General features: G+C 56.8%; 10 protein-coding genes. All 10 read right to left on the minus strand.

Annotated features, from left to right (window positions below; genetic code table 11):
• Positions 1–84 precede the first annotated feature (84 nt).
• Positions 85–1,029, minus strand: coding sequence for an SIMPL domain-containing protein (locus tag M4951_RS13150; RefSeq protein WP_262022111.1), 945 nt, complete (start codon positions 1,027–1,029; stop codon positions 85–87).
• 39 nt (positions 1,030–1,068) lie between these two features.
• The gene (locus M4951_RS13155) at positions 1,069–4,506 is read right to left on the minus strand and encodes a HEAT repeat domain-containing protein (protein WP_262022112.1); all 3,438 of its coding nucleotides are present in this window, start codon (positions 4,504–4,506) and stop codon (positions 1,069–1,071) included.
• A 3-nt stretch (positions 4,507–4,509) separates the two neighbouring features.
• Positions 4,510–5,880 carry a multiheme c-type cytochrome gene (locus M4951_RS13160; RefSeq protein WP_262022113.1) on the minus strand — a complete coding sequence of 457 codons (1,371 nt, stop codon included), beginning with the start codon at positions 5,878–5,880 and terminating at the stop codon, positions 4,510–4,512.
• A 6-nt stretch (positions 5,881–5,886) separates the two neighbouring features.
• Positions 5,887–6,615, minus strand: a complete 729-nt coding sequence (locus M4951_RS13165; RefSeq protein ID WP_262022114.1) for a DUF4159 domain-containing protein — start codon at positions 6,613–6,615, stop codon at positions 5,887–5,889.
• Complete coding sequence (locus M4951_RS13170; protein ID WP_262022115.1) at positions 6,612–9,404, minus strand: hypothetical protein; 2,793 nt, start codon at positions 9,402–9,404, stop codon at positions 6,612–6,614. The genes M4951_RS13165 and M4951_RS13170 overlap by 4 nt, the downstream gene beginning before the upstream one ends.
• An 18-nt stretch (positions 9,405–9,422) precedes the next feature.
• Positions 9,423–11,684, minus strand: coding sequence for a vWA domain-containing protein (locus M4951_RS13175; protein ID WP_262022116.1), 2,262 nt, complete (start codon positions 11,682–11,684; stop codon positions 9,423–9,425).
• Between the two features lie 28 nt (positions 11,685–11,712).
• Positions 11,713–13,821: a vWA domain-containing protein gene (locus M4951_RS13180; protein ID WP_262022117.1), complete on the minus strand. Its 2,109-nt coding sequence runs from the start codon at positions 13,819–13,821 to the stop codon at positions 11,713–11,715.
• A 44-nt stretch (positions 13,822–13,865) separates the two neighbouring features.
• Positions 13,866–14,774, minus strand: coding sequence for a DUF58 domain-containing protein (locus M4951_RS13185; RefSeq protein ID WP_262022118.1), 909 nt, complete (start codon positions 14,772–14,774; stop codon positions 13,866–13,868).
• A complete protein-coding gene (locus tag M4951_RS13190) occupies positions 14,771–15,778 on the minus strand; it encodes an AAA family ATPase (RefSeq protein WP_262022119.1) in 1,008 nt (335 codons plus the stop codon). The genes M4951_RS13185 and M4951_RS13190 overlap by 4 nt, the downstream gene beginning before the upstream one ends.
• Before the next feature lie 395 nt (positions 15,779–16,173).
• A complete protein-coding gene (locus M4951_RS13195; protein WP_262022120.1) occupies positions 16,174–17,145 on the minus strand; it encodes a hypothetical protein in 972 nt (323 codons plus the stop codon).

Below are 17,145 nucleotides of genomic sequence, written 5' to 3' on the forward strand. Positions count from 1 at the left end.
ACGTGATTCGTTTCGCCTTTCATGGCGCCCAGTGTCGATGTTTCGGGCGCCATATAGCGTAAGGAGCATCACGCTCGGATAGCACTACTTGCTGTCGCTATCCGCTGGTTCGACGTTGAATTGCGCCGAAATCACAAAGACAAAAGGGATCTCCGCATATTTTGGACTAGCCGCTTGCAACGGGTCGGCTTCGACCTCGGCGTCGCTCTCTTCTCGATAGCCTCCGCCGTAGCGGTAGTAGTTCTGCATATTTGCGAACACGGCGGTTCCGCCAGCTTCCATACTTTTCAGGCCGGTCACCTTCATTCCGGCCGCGGCGGCCAACACTTCGGCATTGTTGCGGGCCGTTGCGAACGCCGTCTTGAGCGCTTCGCGTCGCTCCTGGGGAGTAATGGATGTTCGGTACGAAAACTGAGGAGTGCCTGGTTTGACTTCCTCGCCTGAAGAAAACGAGTTGTACCCGAAGGCTTCGGCCTCTTCCATCAATTCCTGTTCGGCAAGCGGAATCTCTTCCCCTTCAACGCTGGCAATATCGGATTCTTCAATCTTCTTCTTCAGCGCCGTCACTTCGCTCAGCCGAGCGATAACGTCCTCTCCTTCCAGCTTCCAACTAACGTGCAACTTGGAAGAAACCGTAAGCGAATCCTGAACCTTCAAACCCTCAGGGGTCGGTCCACCGCTGTTGCGGACACGCTGTTGGATCACCTCCCGCATCTTCTCCATCATTTCGGAAGAACGGCTTGTGGTAGTGGGGGCATCCAAAGTCAAGCTTTCCATTTCGGCGCCCAACGATTGCACCATATCTTGAGCGGCGGTTTGCTTCTCTTTCAGTTTGCTCAGCGCCTCTTTCAGCGTTTTGCCCCGTCCCAACAGCTCGATCGAGAGCTTCAGTTCGGTAGGATTTCGATTTAAGACGTGAGTTCCGTTACTCTTAATCACCGCTGGTTCTGCGGCATGGGACTGGCCGATCGACGCTACCGCCACCAAACTCGCCAATGCCCAAAGTCCTAAATTTCGCATATTCAACATCGGGAAAGCTCCTCCTAAGTCCGGTACGAGGCCCGGCGATTAACGCAAATTTGACATGCCCACTTCATCGCGAATCTTCTTTCGCAGCTCCAACACTTCGTCTCCGCTCATGATGCGAATCGTCCAATAAAACCGTCGGTTTTCGGTATAGCCAAACTGCTCTGGATTGTAGATGTTGCGAAGGATATCAATATGCTGGCTCGCATTCAATTTAGAGATCGCACGGAAAACGAGAATATTGGTGACCGAATTGCGATTCGCGTCGGTTCGCCAGTACTCCAGCAGCGGATCGAGTCCCTCCACTTCTCCCGCCAAGGCAAGTACGTAACCTGCATAGGCGCGAATTTTGGTCGATGGATGCTTCATCCATGGCCGTACGCTTTCGATTTCTAGCCCCGGAGGAAGCGTCGGAATAATCGGCCCCTGAGGACCGTTTATAGACAACTCATTGTAAGGCCAAGTAAACGTGAACGTGTCATAAATGCGGTAGAGAGACCTATCTTCAGAACCAGCGATCAACATTTCAAACGCTAGTTCTCTGCGCTCGGTCTGTTCGCTCTTCATCGCGGCGAGCAGATTCTCGACTTGCTCTTCCTCGGGAGTTAGCAGCAGACTGATATGAAACGCGTTACGGCGAAGCGCGTCTGGCCGCGCCGGGTCTTCGGCGATTTTTGTGGCGATTTGGCAGGCCAGTCGTTCGTCGATTTTCGCCAACAACTGCAGCGCTACGAGCGAGTCCATTTCGCCCCCGGCTTCGGCATGTTGCTGCGCGGCTGTCACAATTTTTTCGCGTTTGCTTGCACTAAGGTCTCCGCCGTACCAATAAGACTTGCCAAAGTAGGCGTACATCAAACTCTGGTGAATCCCTGCGGCCATCTCAAGGTCAACGTTCTCCTTCTCCAACAGAGGCCACAACAGACCGGCGGCCCGAGAGTCCAGCGCCGAACTTGCCGCGCGCAGTGCTAGTTGCTGCTGCCCCTCTTGCTCGGCGAGGGGATAAAGGTTTGCGAACAATTCTTGACGTTGCTCCCAAGATACCCACGGCAAGATCGCCAACGCTCGATTGATCAGCGCTGGCGATTGTTGGACTGTTTCCAGAATCACCGGCAACGCCGTCTGTTGATGGCCCCTGGGAGCTAAGACCAGCGCCGCGGTAATTCGCTCCTCGGGATCATCGCTCTCTATCATCTTGGTGAGCGGATCAATAATCTCTGGTCCGTATTCCGTACGGTTTTCTCCGGTGAAATATTTGTTCAGCCAAATCTCCCAAGGATGTGACGACTTTGGTTTTTCATCCTCCTCAGCAGTTTTTCGTTTTTTTCGATTCCCTGATGCGAATGGATTCCCCAGACCAAAGAACCGATTGGAACCTCTTGAAAAAGAAGCGGATGTAGAGTCGCCATCCAAGATCGACTCCTTGGCGTTTTCTCGCTCCATTTCCATCTGTTGAAACAATGCGGTGGCGCCAACAATCCGGACCTTCGCGCTCTCATCGTTCAGCGCCAGCGGTAACCATTCGGATAAGGTCTGCGCATCGGCGCGGGTCAACCCCATTACGGCTGCGATCCGCATCGATGGTTCTTCGTGTTCGAGTAATTTGCGGAAGTGCGTTGAGATGCTCGGAAATTCATCCGTGTGGTAGGCAAGATTCTTGAGGATCTCGGTGGCGATGGCGGGATGCCTTTCCGCCGCAACAAAAAGGGGCTGGATCGCCTCTTCGCTCATTTGCTTCGTCAACGCTTCGGCGGCTCGACTCACGACAAACGGATCGTCGTCCGACATGCGGAAAATCAACGCGGCTTTCAAGTCGTCCAATAGTTCCGGATTATCACCAAGTTCCTCATAGTCAAGTTCCTTCAGCGCTTCGGCCGCTTCAGCGCGGACTTGCCAGCTTTCATGCGGCAGCAGGTCGAGCAGCGCCTGTGCGCTTTGCGACTGCGAGATCTCACGCAGGTAGCGAATCGCATGCACCAGAAGATCTGCGTCCTTTTCCGTTTTGACATAAGCGGCGACATCCGAGAGCAATGTCGGCGAAGCTCCTTCGGCCAATTGTTGCAACACCGCGGCGCGAACGTTCGGCTCCGGGTCTTGCAGCAACTTCACCAACGACGCGGTCGCCTCCTCTCCCCCTATATTTTGCAGCCCGCGAAGCGCAATTTCACGAATCAGCGGGTCTGCGTCACTGAATAGCTCGAGCAACAGCGGTTGCTCGGCGGCTGACGCCAGACCGACCAGTTGCGTGGCCGCCTGACGGCGGACCAATGCTTCGGTCGAAGCCAATCGCGCCAGTCCACCGGGAAATCGCAGAACCAGCGCATCATTGGCCACTAGTCGGTAGCGCAGCGCACGGAGCTTGGTCCGCTCTTCGTCGGTTTGTACATCCTGCAGTCGGCTCACAACTTTTGGCAAAAGCGCCTCCGCATACCGTGCCAGGCGCGCCGCGATCACCTCTCCATCGGCTATATTCGCATGCAGCAAGCGGTCGATCTGCAACTGCAACGCGGCCATTTCCTGCGCCGAAAGCTCTTTGACGGCGGCGTCTTGCGGCTGAAGCTGAGAGGTCCACTCGCGTAGACGCGCTAATATCTGGTCGTTGATCGCTTCAGGCCGCCAGGGATCGATCGCATCGATCGGAGCGTTCCATTGGTCGAAAATCTCCAAGATCGCCAGACGCTTGGCTAAACTCCCCTCTTCAAATGCGTTTAGCAACGGCTCGCCGGCGAGTTCCGGAACGACTTGCAGCCGTCCGATCGCCGCCTGTCGGATTAGTGGGTCACGGTCATCCAAATGCCGGATCAGCCGCAGCACGTTTCCGGCATTCGGCTTATCCGCGCTCAGCAGTAGATTATCGGTCTGGTTAGCGACGGCGCCATGATTTTCTTCCAGCCAAGCGAGCAACGCAGCGGCGGTGAGATAGCCGTCGTGCTGAGCAACTTCCTGTCCGGTGATAGTAAGCAATCGTAACGCGGGAATCGCCGAGACTCCTAGTTTTTCGGCATCTTCGGGGCTCGCGTCGACGTCCACTTCAATCAGGGTCCAGCGCGTCAGCGCTTGCGCGATCTCAGGCTTGCGCATCTCTTGCTTCAAACGAGAACACCAAGGACAACTCTTTCCGCTCGCAATAACGAAGGCTGGCTTCTGATCAATCTGGGCTTTTTGAATTCCGGCGGTCAGACCGATGATCGCGCCCGGCAACGGCTCGTCCAAGACAAGCGGAGCAATTTCGTCCGACGCCTCCTCAGGCATCGCCGCATCATCGGATCGCGGTGCGTCTGATTTCTTGGAAGCTTCTTTGGGCATCGCTTCGTCAACGATCTCTCCGAGCGGATTTCCCAGCGATTTCATCAGTTCCTGATCGAGCGCAGAATCGTCCTTTTGCGCGCAGGCCGGCGCCGCGGACAACCCGATCCAAACGACCGCCGACAGCACCCCAATCGCCAATCGCAAACCGGACATGGATGACTTTTGTTGCATCATGGGTCAGAGCTCCTTTCCCCCGTGCTCGATCTGCGGCCAGTAAGTGGAGTAGTCGAATTGGGGACTATTCTCGCGGTCATGACATCGAGTGCAGGCCGCCGCAGCATTCGCAAAAAAGCGGGTGGGCGCCTGAGGATCTTTGGCATGCGCCTCAGAAGGTCCGTGGCAACTTTCACAGCCAACGTTTACCATCGCGGCTGACGCTTTGCGAGAAACGAACCCGCCTTCAGCTCCGTACCCAGTGACGTGGCATTGTTGACAATACGAGTCGACATGCGAACCATCCGCTTCCAGCGTTCGCCAAGCATGCGCGTGGGGCGATTTCATCCAAGCATCGTATTCTTCGGCATGGCACGTCTGACACGATTGATTGCCGACGATCCGCGCCGCCGTATTGCCCGAATAAGGGAGCCCGGCGGCAAACGATGTTTGCGACGGCGTAAAGTCTTGCTCCGCCAACAACTGATAAAAACGGTTCAAATTTTCCTGCTGTTTCGGCTGATCGGGGTACGTCTCTTCCATTTCGATCGCCGACCCGGAAATCGGTTCGCCCGACTTGTCGGAGAGGGTTAGCTGAATGAGAAATTTTCCTTTGTTGGTCGCCGCCGCCAACAAAGTATGACCCAATTGCTGCGGAGCGATCGCCTGACCAGTCGGTCCGCCGATCACTGCGTCTACCTCGGGCAGTTGCGCGACAAGCTGGCGAAGCTCTGCTTCTGGCGCATACGCCAAGACGACGATCGCCGTAAAAGGACCCTTCGACTTCGTTTCCGCTAGAACCGCGAGTATCTCTGTTTTGACGACGCCGACTTGTAGATTGGCCGCCGCAAATTCCTGTGAAAGGACACCGGTCACCAGGATTCGCTGTCCTCCTGGCTCGACGATCTTCCACGCGGCGCCAATCCGTTTTCCTGCGTCGTCGCGGACATTGGCCGAGAGAAAAACATCGCCGCCGAGCGACGCTTCTAATTGCCGCAGACCTGCCGCGCCGAGTGTCGCTTCCACCGCGCCGATATTGTGCATCACCAAACCCATGTTCTGTTCGCCGCGTACGATCGCCGCGAGCTTGGCGACATCATACGGCGAGTCCCCACTGCCGGCGCCGCCGCAGTCGAAATAGAGGACTGGGCCGTGATTCCGCAATGCTTCTAGATAACTGCCGCGGCGCAATAGACCGCCTGATTGATTGCTGGTGCAACCACACGGCACAATCCAGCCCTGCGTATCGCCGCTTACCACTAGCATGACCGGCGCAGACTTGCTCGTTGTGCGATTGCAACCGCCCAATGCTATCGCACATGCCAGCAGCATCCCCGGCAGACGATAGTACGTCTGATCCAGCGGTTTGATAGGAGATTGTTGAGTCGGAGACATAGCAATCTAATAGGTCAACGCGTAGGCCAGGATATTGAGGTTGATTTTTTCCGCGTTGCGAATTTCATTTCCTCCACAGCAGCAACAGCCTTGCGTGTGATGCGTATCGTTCAAACCATCCTGAGAGAATATCACGCCGATTCGCCCGCCGATACTGATCCCTTCGATCGGTTTCGGTGATCCATGATTGGCGGTCAGTTCCGTGATATCGTGCACGGTATGAAAGATCGGATGCTCCAGGTTCAGCGGCGTCAGCGCCTGCGTGGGAAAGACTTCGGCCATTTCAGCTCGAAACGAGCGATTCCATTCCTCGGACGAACATCCGGCGGAAGCGAGGAGAAATCCGCCGCGTTCAATATACCGTCGTAGACTTTGCCGCTCCGATTCTGGCAATTCGAACGCCCCTTCGCCGGTCATGATCACCAGGGGATAGTCGTACAGGTGTTCGCTGGCCAGCTTTACCGCGTGAAAGCGGCGACTCGTGCTGATCGACGTCTCTTGCTCGGCCAAGATCAAAAAATGATCAGAAAAGCACTTGCTGCTGCGTACGTCGGCGTAAACCAGGTTGGCGACCTGGACGATGCTTTCGGCTTCGCCGCCGGTTTGCGACGAGTCCGGAATCGGCGTGTCAGCAACAGACAATTCCGGCGCACTATCGGCAGCCCGACTAGGGGGAGCGCCCCCCAGCAAGAGCGCGACAAGCGACAGCGTCATCAAGGGGAATAGCGTTTTCATGGGGAGGGCTCCTCCTGAATTTCTTCGGATTGCTGAATTTCTGCAGAGAGGCGGCGGAAGTATTCGGCGACGCGTTGCCGATATCGCAGCGGAACTTCACCCAAACTGCCTCCACCGGAAGCAGCGCCCGGCGTCATCAAATCAAGCATCGTAGGGAGATCCGGATTCTCTCCGCCGACAGCGGAAATTCCTTCAGATCCTTGTTCATTCATTGCGGCCATGCTCGGCATCTCACCGTACAAGCCGACTTTACCGCGGCGGCTTGCACTGCGACCCGCTTGTCCAGCGCCAAGTCCCATCTCACCAAGAATTTGGCCTGCGGTATTCGACAGACTTTGCCCGAGTCCAGGAATCGCGAACAGAAATTGTAGCGATTGCTTGGCTGCGTCTTCCGATTCATTCTGAAACTGCTCTAAGATCTCAGCCGCTCGCACTGCGTGTTGGTGAGCCTTCGTTCCAGTGAACTCGGCCAACCCTTGTTCGGCCTGCGACATTTCGGCGGCCGCGTCACTTTCACGCAGCATCGTCACAAAATCAGTGACGTTCTTTCGCATCTTGTCGAACCGTTCTCCGGTCGGCAGATTTTCAGCCGCTTCCTGCAGGTCGGTCAGTAGCGAATCAAGCTCGGCCCGCAAACCTTCCTGTTCTTCCTGGAGATCCCGCATTCGAGCCTTCAGGGCCGGATTGTCTTCACCATCTTTCCCTTTGACCGCCGCTAGACGTTCGGCAAGATCGCGTTGCGCTTTGACCAATTGCTTGAACCGGGCGACGCCAACCAGGATCGGCATCGCTTGTTCTAACTGCTCCAGGGGAACCATCGCCGATTCGCCGTACAGATCTGATTGCTGACCGAGGAGCGCCGATAATTCCGCCAGTTCCGCATGGAGTTCGGCAAGTTGGCTCGTGTCGACCAGACGCTCTAAGCGGCGTTCCAAGTCGTCGGCGGCTTGTTCCAGCCGTTGGATCAACTCTTCCAACTTCGGCGTCAATTGTTGATCGATATCGTAGGGCAGCGCATGCTTGGCCGCTTTGGCAAGCGCCTGGGCGGCTTCGCGAAGTTGCTTGGCGAGTTCTTCGGCGGCGGCCTTGTCTGTTTTGGGGATCAGCCCTTTCTTTTTGGCGTTCTTCTCTTGCAGCTCGCGCGTTTTCTGCCGCAGCTTTTCTAGCATCCGTTGGGCTTGACGATACTTTGACATCAACACGTTCAGCCCCTCGCGCTGCCGGAGCATCTGTTCAAATTCTTGTTGCGAGATAATCCGCACCGTCACGACCGGCGTTTCCACACTCTGCGCTGGATCAGGATGATTGTCTTCGACACGGGCAAATAGTTTGATTTCGTCGCCGGCCTCTAGACCATACGCTGAGAGCGGTAGATAGATCGTCTCGACCTTGCTTGTTGGCGCCGGCGTTAATATAGGGATATCCAACGGTAGCGGACGTGATCCATTCAAGCTGCGATAGAGCGAGAGCCGCGCCACGCCGTAGTCATCCTCGCCGGCAATCTCGATCGGCAGATGTGCCGCCGGAGTCGCCAGCGAATTGGGCTGCGGTTTTAGGATCCGCACAAACGGGCGTTGGTCTGCAATCAGCGTGATCGTGCCGGCGATCGACTCCCGCGACTGTTGTCCGTCAATGTCGCGGACTTGAAGTTCAAATTTGCCGGCAGCCTGTATCGTGATCGTTCCGACGGTGATCTCCGGCTGCTCGATTGACGGTTCCAGTTCGATCGTTTGGGTCTGATCCCCCGAGGTCACCGTCAGTGATCCGCCAGAGAGAGGACGCTGACTGGTCACAGTGAACTGAACCTGCGTCCCCGGCAAACCGGCGATCCCTGTTCGAGGAAGTTTGCCCCGATATCGACCGATTCCGCCGGCATACGCGGGCGGGCTGACGACTACCTGCACCGATTCGATTTCGGGGGCAGTTAAGATGCGAATGTCATGTTTTTCGCTGCGAGCGCGAAACGCCCGCACGTAGTACTCCGCAGGCTCGGTAAGGCGCGTTAGCAGGGCGCGATATCCGCCGTTGTTATCGCGGAACATCGGCGCCGTTTCTTCCTGCTCGGCGCGAACCAATACTAGCTCGACCTCTTCCAGCGGAGTCGCCGCAGGCGCGACATAAATCTCCATCGAGTCGCCGTAGCGAACATCAGCATCCCCCGGCGTGATCGTCAGCAGTAAGTAGGAAGCCGGAGGCGCATCGTCCCAGGGATGTGCGAATCGTCGCCACTGGGCGGCTGCAAATTGCGATGTAAACAGCGCTACTATACCGACCAGCAGACTCAGCGCGAGTATTGCAGCCCACGGTCGCGCCGCCGGTCTCCAGGGAACTGCCTGACGTAGAGAAATAGGTTTGGCGAGTACGCCGGCGTTAGCGATCGCCAATTGGGCGAGCCCGGCCGTCGCGGGGAAAGTTCCCCGCGTTTGATTCGCATCCGCTTGTTGCAAATTCCAGCCCGAAATGACCATTCCGCGGGCCTGCGCCGTCTCGTCCACCAAGCGCGCCGCTTTCGATGGCGTAAAGCAGCGGACTCGCTGATAGATCAATGCAACGGTGAGCGTCAGACCGACGAACGCCGCGATCACAGGAACCGCCGCTCGCCAGACCGGAGTCAACTCAAACGCCAAATCGAGCCAAACCGAAATCAATAACACGCCGAACGCCGCCAACAATCCCCAAGCAGTCGCCTCCAGCGCCGAGACTTCGCGATAGCGACGCGTCACTTGGCGCAACTTGATGCGAAGCGCCTGTCCGCTTGATTCGGGGGGAAGTGGTGGTCGAGGATTCATAGATCAACGTACTTCAAGTTAGATGAGTCCTGACATGCGGCGAATGGCCCAAGTGCAACCCCACAAACCAAACGACAACGCCAGAACCCACCAGCGATCCCATGCAGAGGTGCGGATAATTCGTTCCGGTCGATTGCGATCACGATGCTCGACAAACGCCTGATGCAGCATCTCCGGTAACGGATCGACCGCGTCTCCTTCCAGCGCTTTGGCGCCGCTTCGATCGGCCAAATCTTGCATCGTCACTGGACGCGCGACCACGTCCAGTCGTTCCTTCAAATTGCCGGTAACATCAAAAGTGGTTTCTGCAGCACTTTCCGTCGCTGCGTCGGCCAATGCGTTCGCTGTATAGTGTCCCGGCGGCAGGCGGCCAAAATTGACCTGAAAAACTCCGCTCTCTTCGTCTCCGACAGGAACGATCGTTTTCGGTTTATCAAGCGAATCGCTGGTTAACTGAACGCTGGGAGTTGATTCCCACACGCCGGGTCGAAGCAGCAACGTAGCCACAGCTGGTTGATTGGAACTGAGCGTGACAGCGTCGGTACGTAGTACGATCTGTTGGTGCGGCAACAGGCCAGCATGCGAAACCAACCACCGAACCAGGCTGCGCCACAGTTGCGCGTAGACCGCGTCTTGTTGTTGATGTTCCGGCGGCAGAAAGGCCCAGCGCCACATGCCGGAGCCCTCCAGCACAACTACTCGACCGCGCCCCGTAGGTCGGAAGGTAATCAACGGAACCGCTTCCGTCTCGCCAAAACTGGTAGCCAAGACCGTTGTCAGCGGCTTCACATCATCCGGCTTCGCCGACACCGCCAACGAGGGCAACAGTTCTAACTTCTGTCCCATCTCCGGCAGCCATTGGGCAGATTGGCCCATATCGGTCAGCGCTAGACGAAAGTGAGATTCTCGATCAGGAGACCACTCTATCGGCATCAACGCATCCAGCTGTTGGTTCAACTGCGACGCCGGCGCTCCGCGAAAGCAGACGAGCGTCCCTTCGCTGGTGGTCAGCCAATTTTTTAGCTGTCGCAACGTCTCGTCGGTCAGATAGGCTTCGGTGCTGCGGCCCAGCAAGATGATTTGAAATTGCGACAGAAACTCCGGATCGGAAAGCACCTCCGGCGCTCCCTTGTGAATCTTCCACTGGTCACTAGAGACCTTTGTCGGATCTATTGCATCGGCATCAGCTTTGATTGCAGAGCCCCGCTGCACCTGCCGCTGCAAAAAACGACCTGGCGCCATTTGCACGACGCTGGTCAATGCGACCGACGGATCGGCGGAGAGCGTGCGTATGAGGAACTTCGAATCCCAATATGGCTTTCCTTCGAGCAGCAAGACTGACACCGGTTGGTCGATCACTCGCAGTTGCAACGTAGACGCGTTGTTCAAGTTAGTGACTTCGCCCTCCAATGGCTTAGCGACAATTGCGTAGTTGTAGAGCCCACTCTTCGCTTGCGAGACGTAAAACCGCTCTTCGGTCGGTGCATTATCTGTCAGCGAGATGACGCGGGACTCAACCGTTTCGCCGTTGTGCTGTAGCAAAAGCTCTGTCGTTTGAGGACTGCCGTAGCTGTGCGACAGTCGGACTGAGATCGGGACTTCTTGTTCGGCGAACGCAAGCTCTTGCGACTGCCGCAACGAAATCTGGAGATCACGCACTCCGGTTTGCGTGCCGATCGTATGGACAAACAGCGGCGTGCTGAGCGCCTTCGCTCGTTCGCCAATCTTCCGTAGCGAAGCCGCCGAAGCGCCAGACGTATCAATCCCGTCGCTTAACACCAGCACCGCCTGACCAGGCGGACGATCATCGCCCAACACTTGGTTCAAACTGCCGGCCAGATCGGTCACGCCCCCCTCGGGTGTAAGCTGTGCGAGTGATTGCAGGTCAGTCGGCGAAGTTGTTTGATCAAACGTGCGGAGTCGAATTTCGTAGTCCTCGCCAAGCTGGTCAACGACGCTCTGGGCAATCGCTTGTCCAACCGCCAGACGCGACTGACCGCTCGCGTTTCCATCGGCAGTCCCCATGCTCGCCGAACGATCAATCAACACCGTCAGCAACGGTTTACCTGGCGGGGGAGGACTGCGCTGCACCCAAATCGGGTTTAGCAGGATCACAAGCGGGATCAGCATGCAAACCCCCATCCCTCCCATCACCCAAATCAACCGACGACGCGGAAGTTTGCTGGCGGTACGCAGCGCGTAAACCACCAAGATCACGGCGGCGGCAATCGCCAGCGGCAACCAAAGAGCGAGCGGAATGTGAGGATCGAAACGGATCAAGAGGGCAAACCTTTTTGCGATGGGAAAATCAAGTTCGAAAGACCATTAACATCGCTACCTCGACCAACATACAAACGAGCACGCCGACGGCGAACCACTTCCACAGATCATGGGTAAGCGCCCGACTCGCATCTTGCGCTGAAAAATGAACCTCGTGTCCGGTAACCAACCGGTCCAGCACCACATCGGCAGGCAATGTCGACAGGTCGGCTTCTGCGGCAGGTATCGCGATCGCCGCCGCAAACAAGGTTTCACGGTTATCTTGAATTTGATAGACGTCTTGAGCGTCGGGCGCGTCCCACTGCCAGAGCACAGCGTTTCCTTCGTCGAGTAGTCGGCCCAATGATTCGTCCGTCTCTGACTGTAAGTCAGAACCGCGCACGATGCGAAGCGTATCAGCTGGCCGCCCTGTATCGACTTGGGCTACTAGTTTTTCACCGCAAAGATAAGTCTCCGATCCAGAATCGGTCGCGAGCAGCTCTTGCACCAACTCGTCCAAAATGGGAACCAACGCACCCGTTTTCCAGATGTTCGAGCTGGTTAGGTCGGCGTTCACAATCGCCAACGTCCCGCCAGAATCCGTCGACGCGACCACGATCGCAGGCGTGTCGTCGCTATACATAGCCCGGATCGAATCATCCGCCGCCGGATTGATGAGCGAGCCCCCTTGCATGCTCAGTCCGCCACCAAATCGAAGCGGCTCGACCAACGCCGCCAAACTATCACCAAAGTTGGCCAACGGCGGTCGGGGAGAATCAAACGTAACCAGGCGCAGGTCATGTCGTTCCGTTCCTGCCGCAGGAGGAGCAAAACGAACCGATAGTTGCAGCTGACTTTCTTCAACCAGCTGCGCTAGATTGACGGCGTCGATCGGGTCACTCGCGACATACAACAGCGAGCGTCCCCGCGTGAGTTGTCGCGCCAGCACCCCGATATGTTCCGGAGAAAGCTTGCCGCAATCGTTAATCGCGATCAGATCAGCGTTGGTCAGTGATTGATTATCAAGCAGACGCGGCGGAACGCGATGAAGTCGACTCGACGCCGAATCCAATTCGGCTTCCGGCGCCAAAGCGCAAGCCAGGATATGACTCGACGACGTTCCCTGCTCTGTTTGCTGCGTGATCAGCACATACCGCGGCTCACCACGCAGCCGCGCGACGATTGGTCGCCAATCGTCGGCAGGTATCGTATCTTCCATATCGACCAGCCGAACCTGTCCTGCAATCCAGCCGGACATCTGGATCGGAATCTCTTGCGTCAGCAGCGCTTCGTCCTGGGGCTCACAGACGCCGGAGAGTCGATACGCGGCGTCGCTGATTTCGGCTTCGACAGTCAAATTGCGACTGGTCGGACTGTAGTTGCCGACTCGCACGGTCAACAGCACCCGATCTTGTCGGGCTCCCATCGGTTGACACACAGCGCTCAATATCGCCCAGTTATCCGGCGTCTTTTCTCCCGCCGTCGACTCCAGCTGAATCTTTGTCTCCGGTGCAATCGCGTCAAAATTGGCGGCGCCCCATCCGCTTCGTTGAAAATCGCTAATCACAATCAGCTCACGCCGACGCTGGTCCTCTGCATTCAGCGGAGCAAGCTGACGCGCCGCTAGTTCGAGCGCCGCGTCTACATCCATTCGCTCAGGCCGCGTTTCGGTGTGGGACAGCTCTTCGCGGAGCGCCTCGAAGTTGGTTGATACGTTTTCGAAAACGGCATGCGGCTGGGCGCCGGCGATGATCAAATTCGTGCGCAGTCCGCTGCGATATTGCAGGTAACGTTCGGCGATCGTTCGGGCACGCTCGATACCAGGGATGTTTCCAGCGGCCGCAGCCATGCTTTGACTCACATCCAGCACGACCACGCGGACGGCGTCTCCGTCGTCATCCACAATCAGAGCCGGATCGCCCCATTGCGGCTTGGCGAACGCGGCGGTCAGCAGCAAGATTGCAACGCAGCGCAGCGCGAGGATGATCCAATCGCGCAGACGATTAGCCGCGCTGCGACTTTGCACCGCTTCGCGGACAAACCGCAACGTCGAAAGCCGCATGACGACAGGCCGCGGTCGCGTTAGCCAATGAATGAGCACCGGCGCGGCGACCGCCAACAAGCCCAAACCGAAGATCCATGGCGCCGCGAAAGTCATACGTATCCGTTCTGATCGAAGAGGCAATGTCGCGAGTAGTAGCGTTATCCCGAGCGTTCTCTCAAAAATCCGCCGAGCGATTCTAAATATGGAATTGAAGTCGAAATACGGCGATAGTCGCAACCGGCGGCCAAGGTCATCTGTCGGACCATCGCCTGATGGGCCGAAAATCGTCGTTGGTAATCGGCCCTAAATTCATCCGGCGTACAGTTCAATGATCCTCCCTTTTCCATCTCTTCAAATCGAAACGAACCGCCCTGCGGCAATGTCTCTTCCTCGGGATGAATCAGGTGCAGCGCTAACACTTCTAGACCACGATGGCGAAACAATCGCAACGCCGCGAAGGTCTCGTCCAAATCCTCCATCAAGAAGTCCGAGACGAACAGAAGCACGCCGCGGCGCGTCGTTCGCTCGAAGAGTTCTCGCAAACTTGGCGCCGATTGCGTCGTCGTCGTGGTTTGGATCTGCTCGATCCGCCTCATAATCTGCGTCACGTGCGCCGAAGTGCCGCCTGGCTGCAGATGATCTTCGAGGCGCGACTTGAGCACCGCGAGGCCAACTTGATCTTGCCCCAGACTGATAATGTAGGAGAGCGCCGTCGTCAGGTATTGGGCGTATTCGAGCTTCGATCCGTTGTGCGAATCGCCGCCCGAGAAAGCCATGCTTTCGCTAGCGTCGATGGCCAACATGCAGACTAGGTTCGTTTCTTCCTGGTGGAGCCGGACAAAGCCTTTGCCGGTGCGGGCCAGCAGTTTCCAATCGAGCCGCCGCAAGTCTTCCCCACCGCTGTACTCACGAAAGTCGACAAACTCGCCGGCGCCACCTTGTTGGCGCGATTTGTGACGGCCGCTGAACGATCCTTCGACACGATGCGCCGTCGTGAATCGCATGTGGGCCAGTGCGGAAAGTGCGCGGCGGTCAAAAAATCGCAACCCCGGGGCGAGCGATGTCATCGGACTTCTTTCAACAGTCCCTCAATGATCTGCAGCGCAGTCACCGAGTCGCCGATAGCGCGATGGTTAAGGATGATGCGATGTCGCAATATCGGGCCCGCCACGTGGCGAATATCTTCTTCGGTCGGCGCCGTTCGTCCGTCAAGCAGCGCACATGCTTTGGCGGCCAGGACCAAGTTTTGCGATCCACGCGGTCCAGCGCCCCACGACACATAGTCGCGGACCATTGCCTGAGCTCGATTATCTTCGGGGCGACTGCCGCCGCACATCCGCACCGCATAGCTGGCGACATTCTTGGGAACCGGCACGGCCAGGACCAGGTCGCGAAGTTCCAGAAATTCGTCTCGCGTAAGCGCCGCTGCCGGCATGACTATCGGACCTGAGGTGGTCTTCAAGACGATCTCTTCTTCCTGCTCCGGCGTTGGATATCCGAACCGGATCTCCATCATAAAGCGATCGAGCTGCGCCTCAGGCAGAGGATAGGTCCCTTCCTGTTCGATCGGGTTCTGCGTCGCAACCACCAGAAACGGAGATTCCAACGGATAGGTTTGCCCACCTACCGATACTTGTTGCTCGGCCATCGCTTCTAAGAGCGCCGACTGGGTCTTGGGCGCCGCACGATTGATTTCGTCAGCCAACACCAGATTGGAAAAGACCGGACCAGGCCGAAAGACCATCGTCGGACCTTGGCTCTCTTCTCCTCTCCCCAACAGTTCATATCCGGTCACGTCCGATGGCATCAAGTCTGGCGTGAACTGAATCCGGGTAAACTTCCAACCAAACGCCGACGCTAGCGCTTTGACCATCAACGTTTTGGCTAGTCCCGGTACGCCGACCAGCAGAGCATGAGATCCAGTCAATGCACAGACCAACAGCTGATCGATCGAATCATCCTGACCCACCACCACCTGGTGCAAACTCTCACGAATCGCTTGGACGCGCTGCGTAAAATCACCCAGCTTCTCGTGTGCTTCCGCAACAGCGGAAACTGTAGCTTCACTCATAGTCTCTCCTTGATTCCACGGCCGAAGATTAGAAAGGGGCCGAATGGATCGATCGAAGTGTCAGGTTAGCGCAGCAAGACCAGAATTGTGACAAGATAGGAACCGAGTATCTCACACGAAACGCTTTCGCAATATCGAATCCTCCGTAACCACTCTGGTGGCATAATACCGCGCCGTAGGGGGCCCCGCAAACTTTTGGTTGAACGTATTTTGATGAAAAAAATGCAAGAAGAAATGCGGACGATCTGAACCTATCTTGAACTCGGGAGAATTCTTCGCTCCGAGCGCCGCCTAAGTAGATACTTCGCTGCACCGCGCTCATTCTTGGAGAAAGACAACCGACAGTCCAAAGCGAAAATTCAGTGGAGTGCGTCTAGACGCACGCTACCCACTGCTTACGGTTGTTCCGCAGATTGATAAATCTTCGCCAGCGGTAGGAGAATTGCTTCCAATCGACTTAGATACTCCGCTTCCGCAAGTTCCGCTTTCTGTTGGCGGAGTTCGACGAGTTGCCGTTCAAGATCGTCGCGTTGCTGTCTCAGTTCTGCGGAGAGGACCAGCGCATCTTCGCCGGGAACCAGGACAAACTGATTGGCGAAGGTTCCATCAGGGAGCGATTCGTCTTTGGAAGTTTTGATAATGTGAATGCCGCGGAACCAGTCAGCAGGCGTTCCTTTACCATCACCGTTGTCGTCGAGCAGCGAATGTTCGGTCGCCAAACGCGAGTTGGAGTCATAATACTCCTGCGTTTGTTTGGCGGCGGCGAGCCAAGCTTCGAGTAGCGACGTTTGGCCATCTTTGTCGAGATCGCCCGAAGCGTCGCCGATTGCTTGGGAGAGGTATCCGCCAAAGCGAGCGAAATTTTGCTCATATCCGCTTTGGGTCGCCGCCAGGACGACGCGATTCTCCCTGGCGAGCTCGCTGACGAAGGGACTACTGGCCGAGGCGCAGTTGAGGATCGCCGTTCGACAAGTCAGGGGCGCTAGTCGTTCGGCCAATTCCGTCGCCGTGATGTCGGCGCCGCGGAGGTTGAATTTCGCTTTCTTACCATCAAATGTTCCGTGACCAATCAGGACGATCCAGAGCGTCTTCGGCGGATCTTTTTCGAGCGCAGCGAGCGTATCACGCAGGATCTCTCGATCTTCCTGTATTGACATTTCGGCGGAGGTGAGCCCGATACTGATGAACGAACTCTCCGCTTTGACGGTCGCTGCCCGCCAACGGTCGGCCCAGCTGGTGAACATTTCTGCGTACTGCGATTCGCCCGGTTCCCCGACCACCACGAGCACGGTGGTCGACGGATCTGGCTTTGCCGGTTCTGATTCGGCGCCAGACATCAGTGCGAAACAAGCCACAAACCACATCAT

Source organism: Blastopirellula sp. J2-11, from assembly GCF_024584705.1.
Lineage (GTDB): Bacteria > Planctomycetota > Planctomycetia > Pirellulales > Pirellulaceae > Blastopirellula.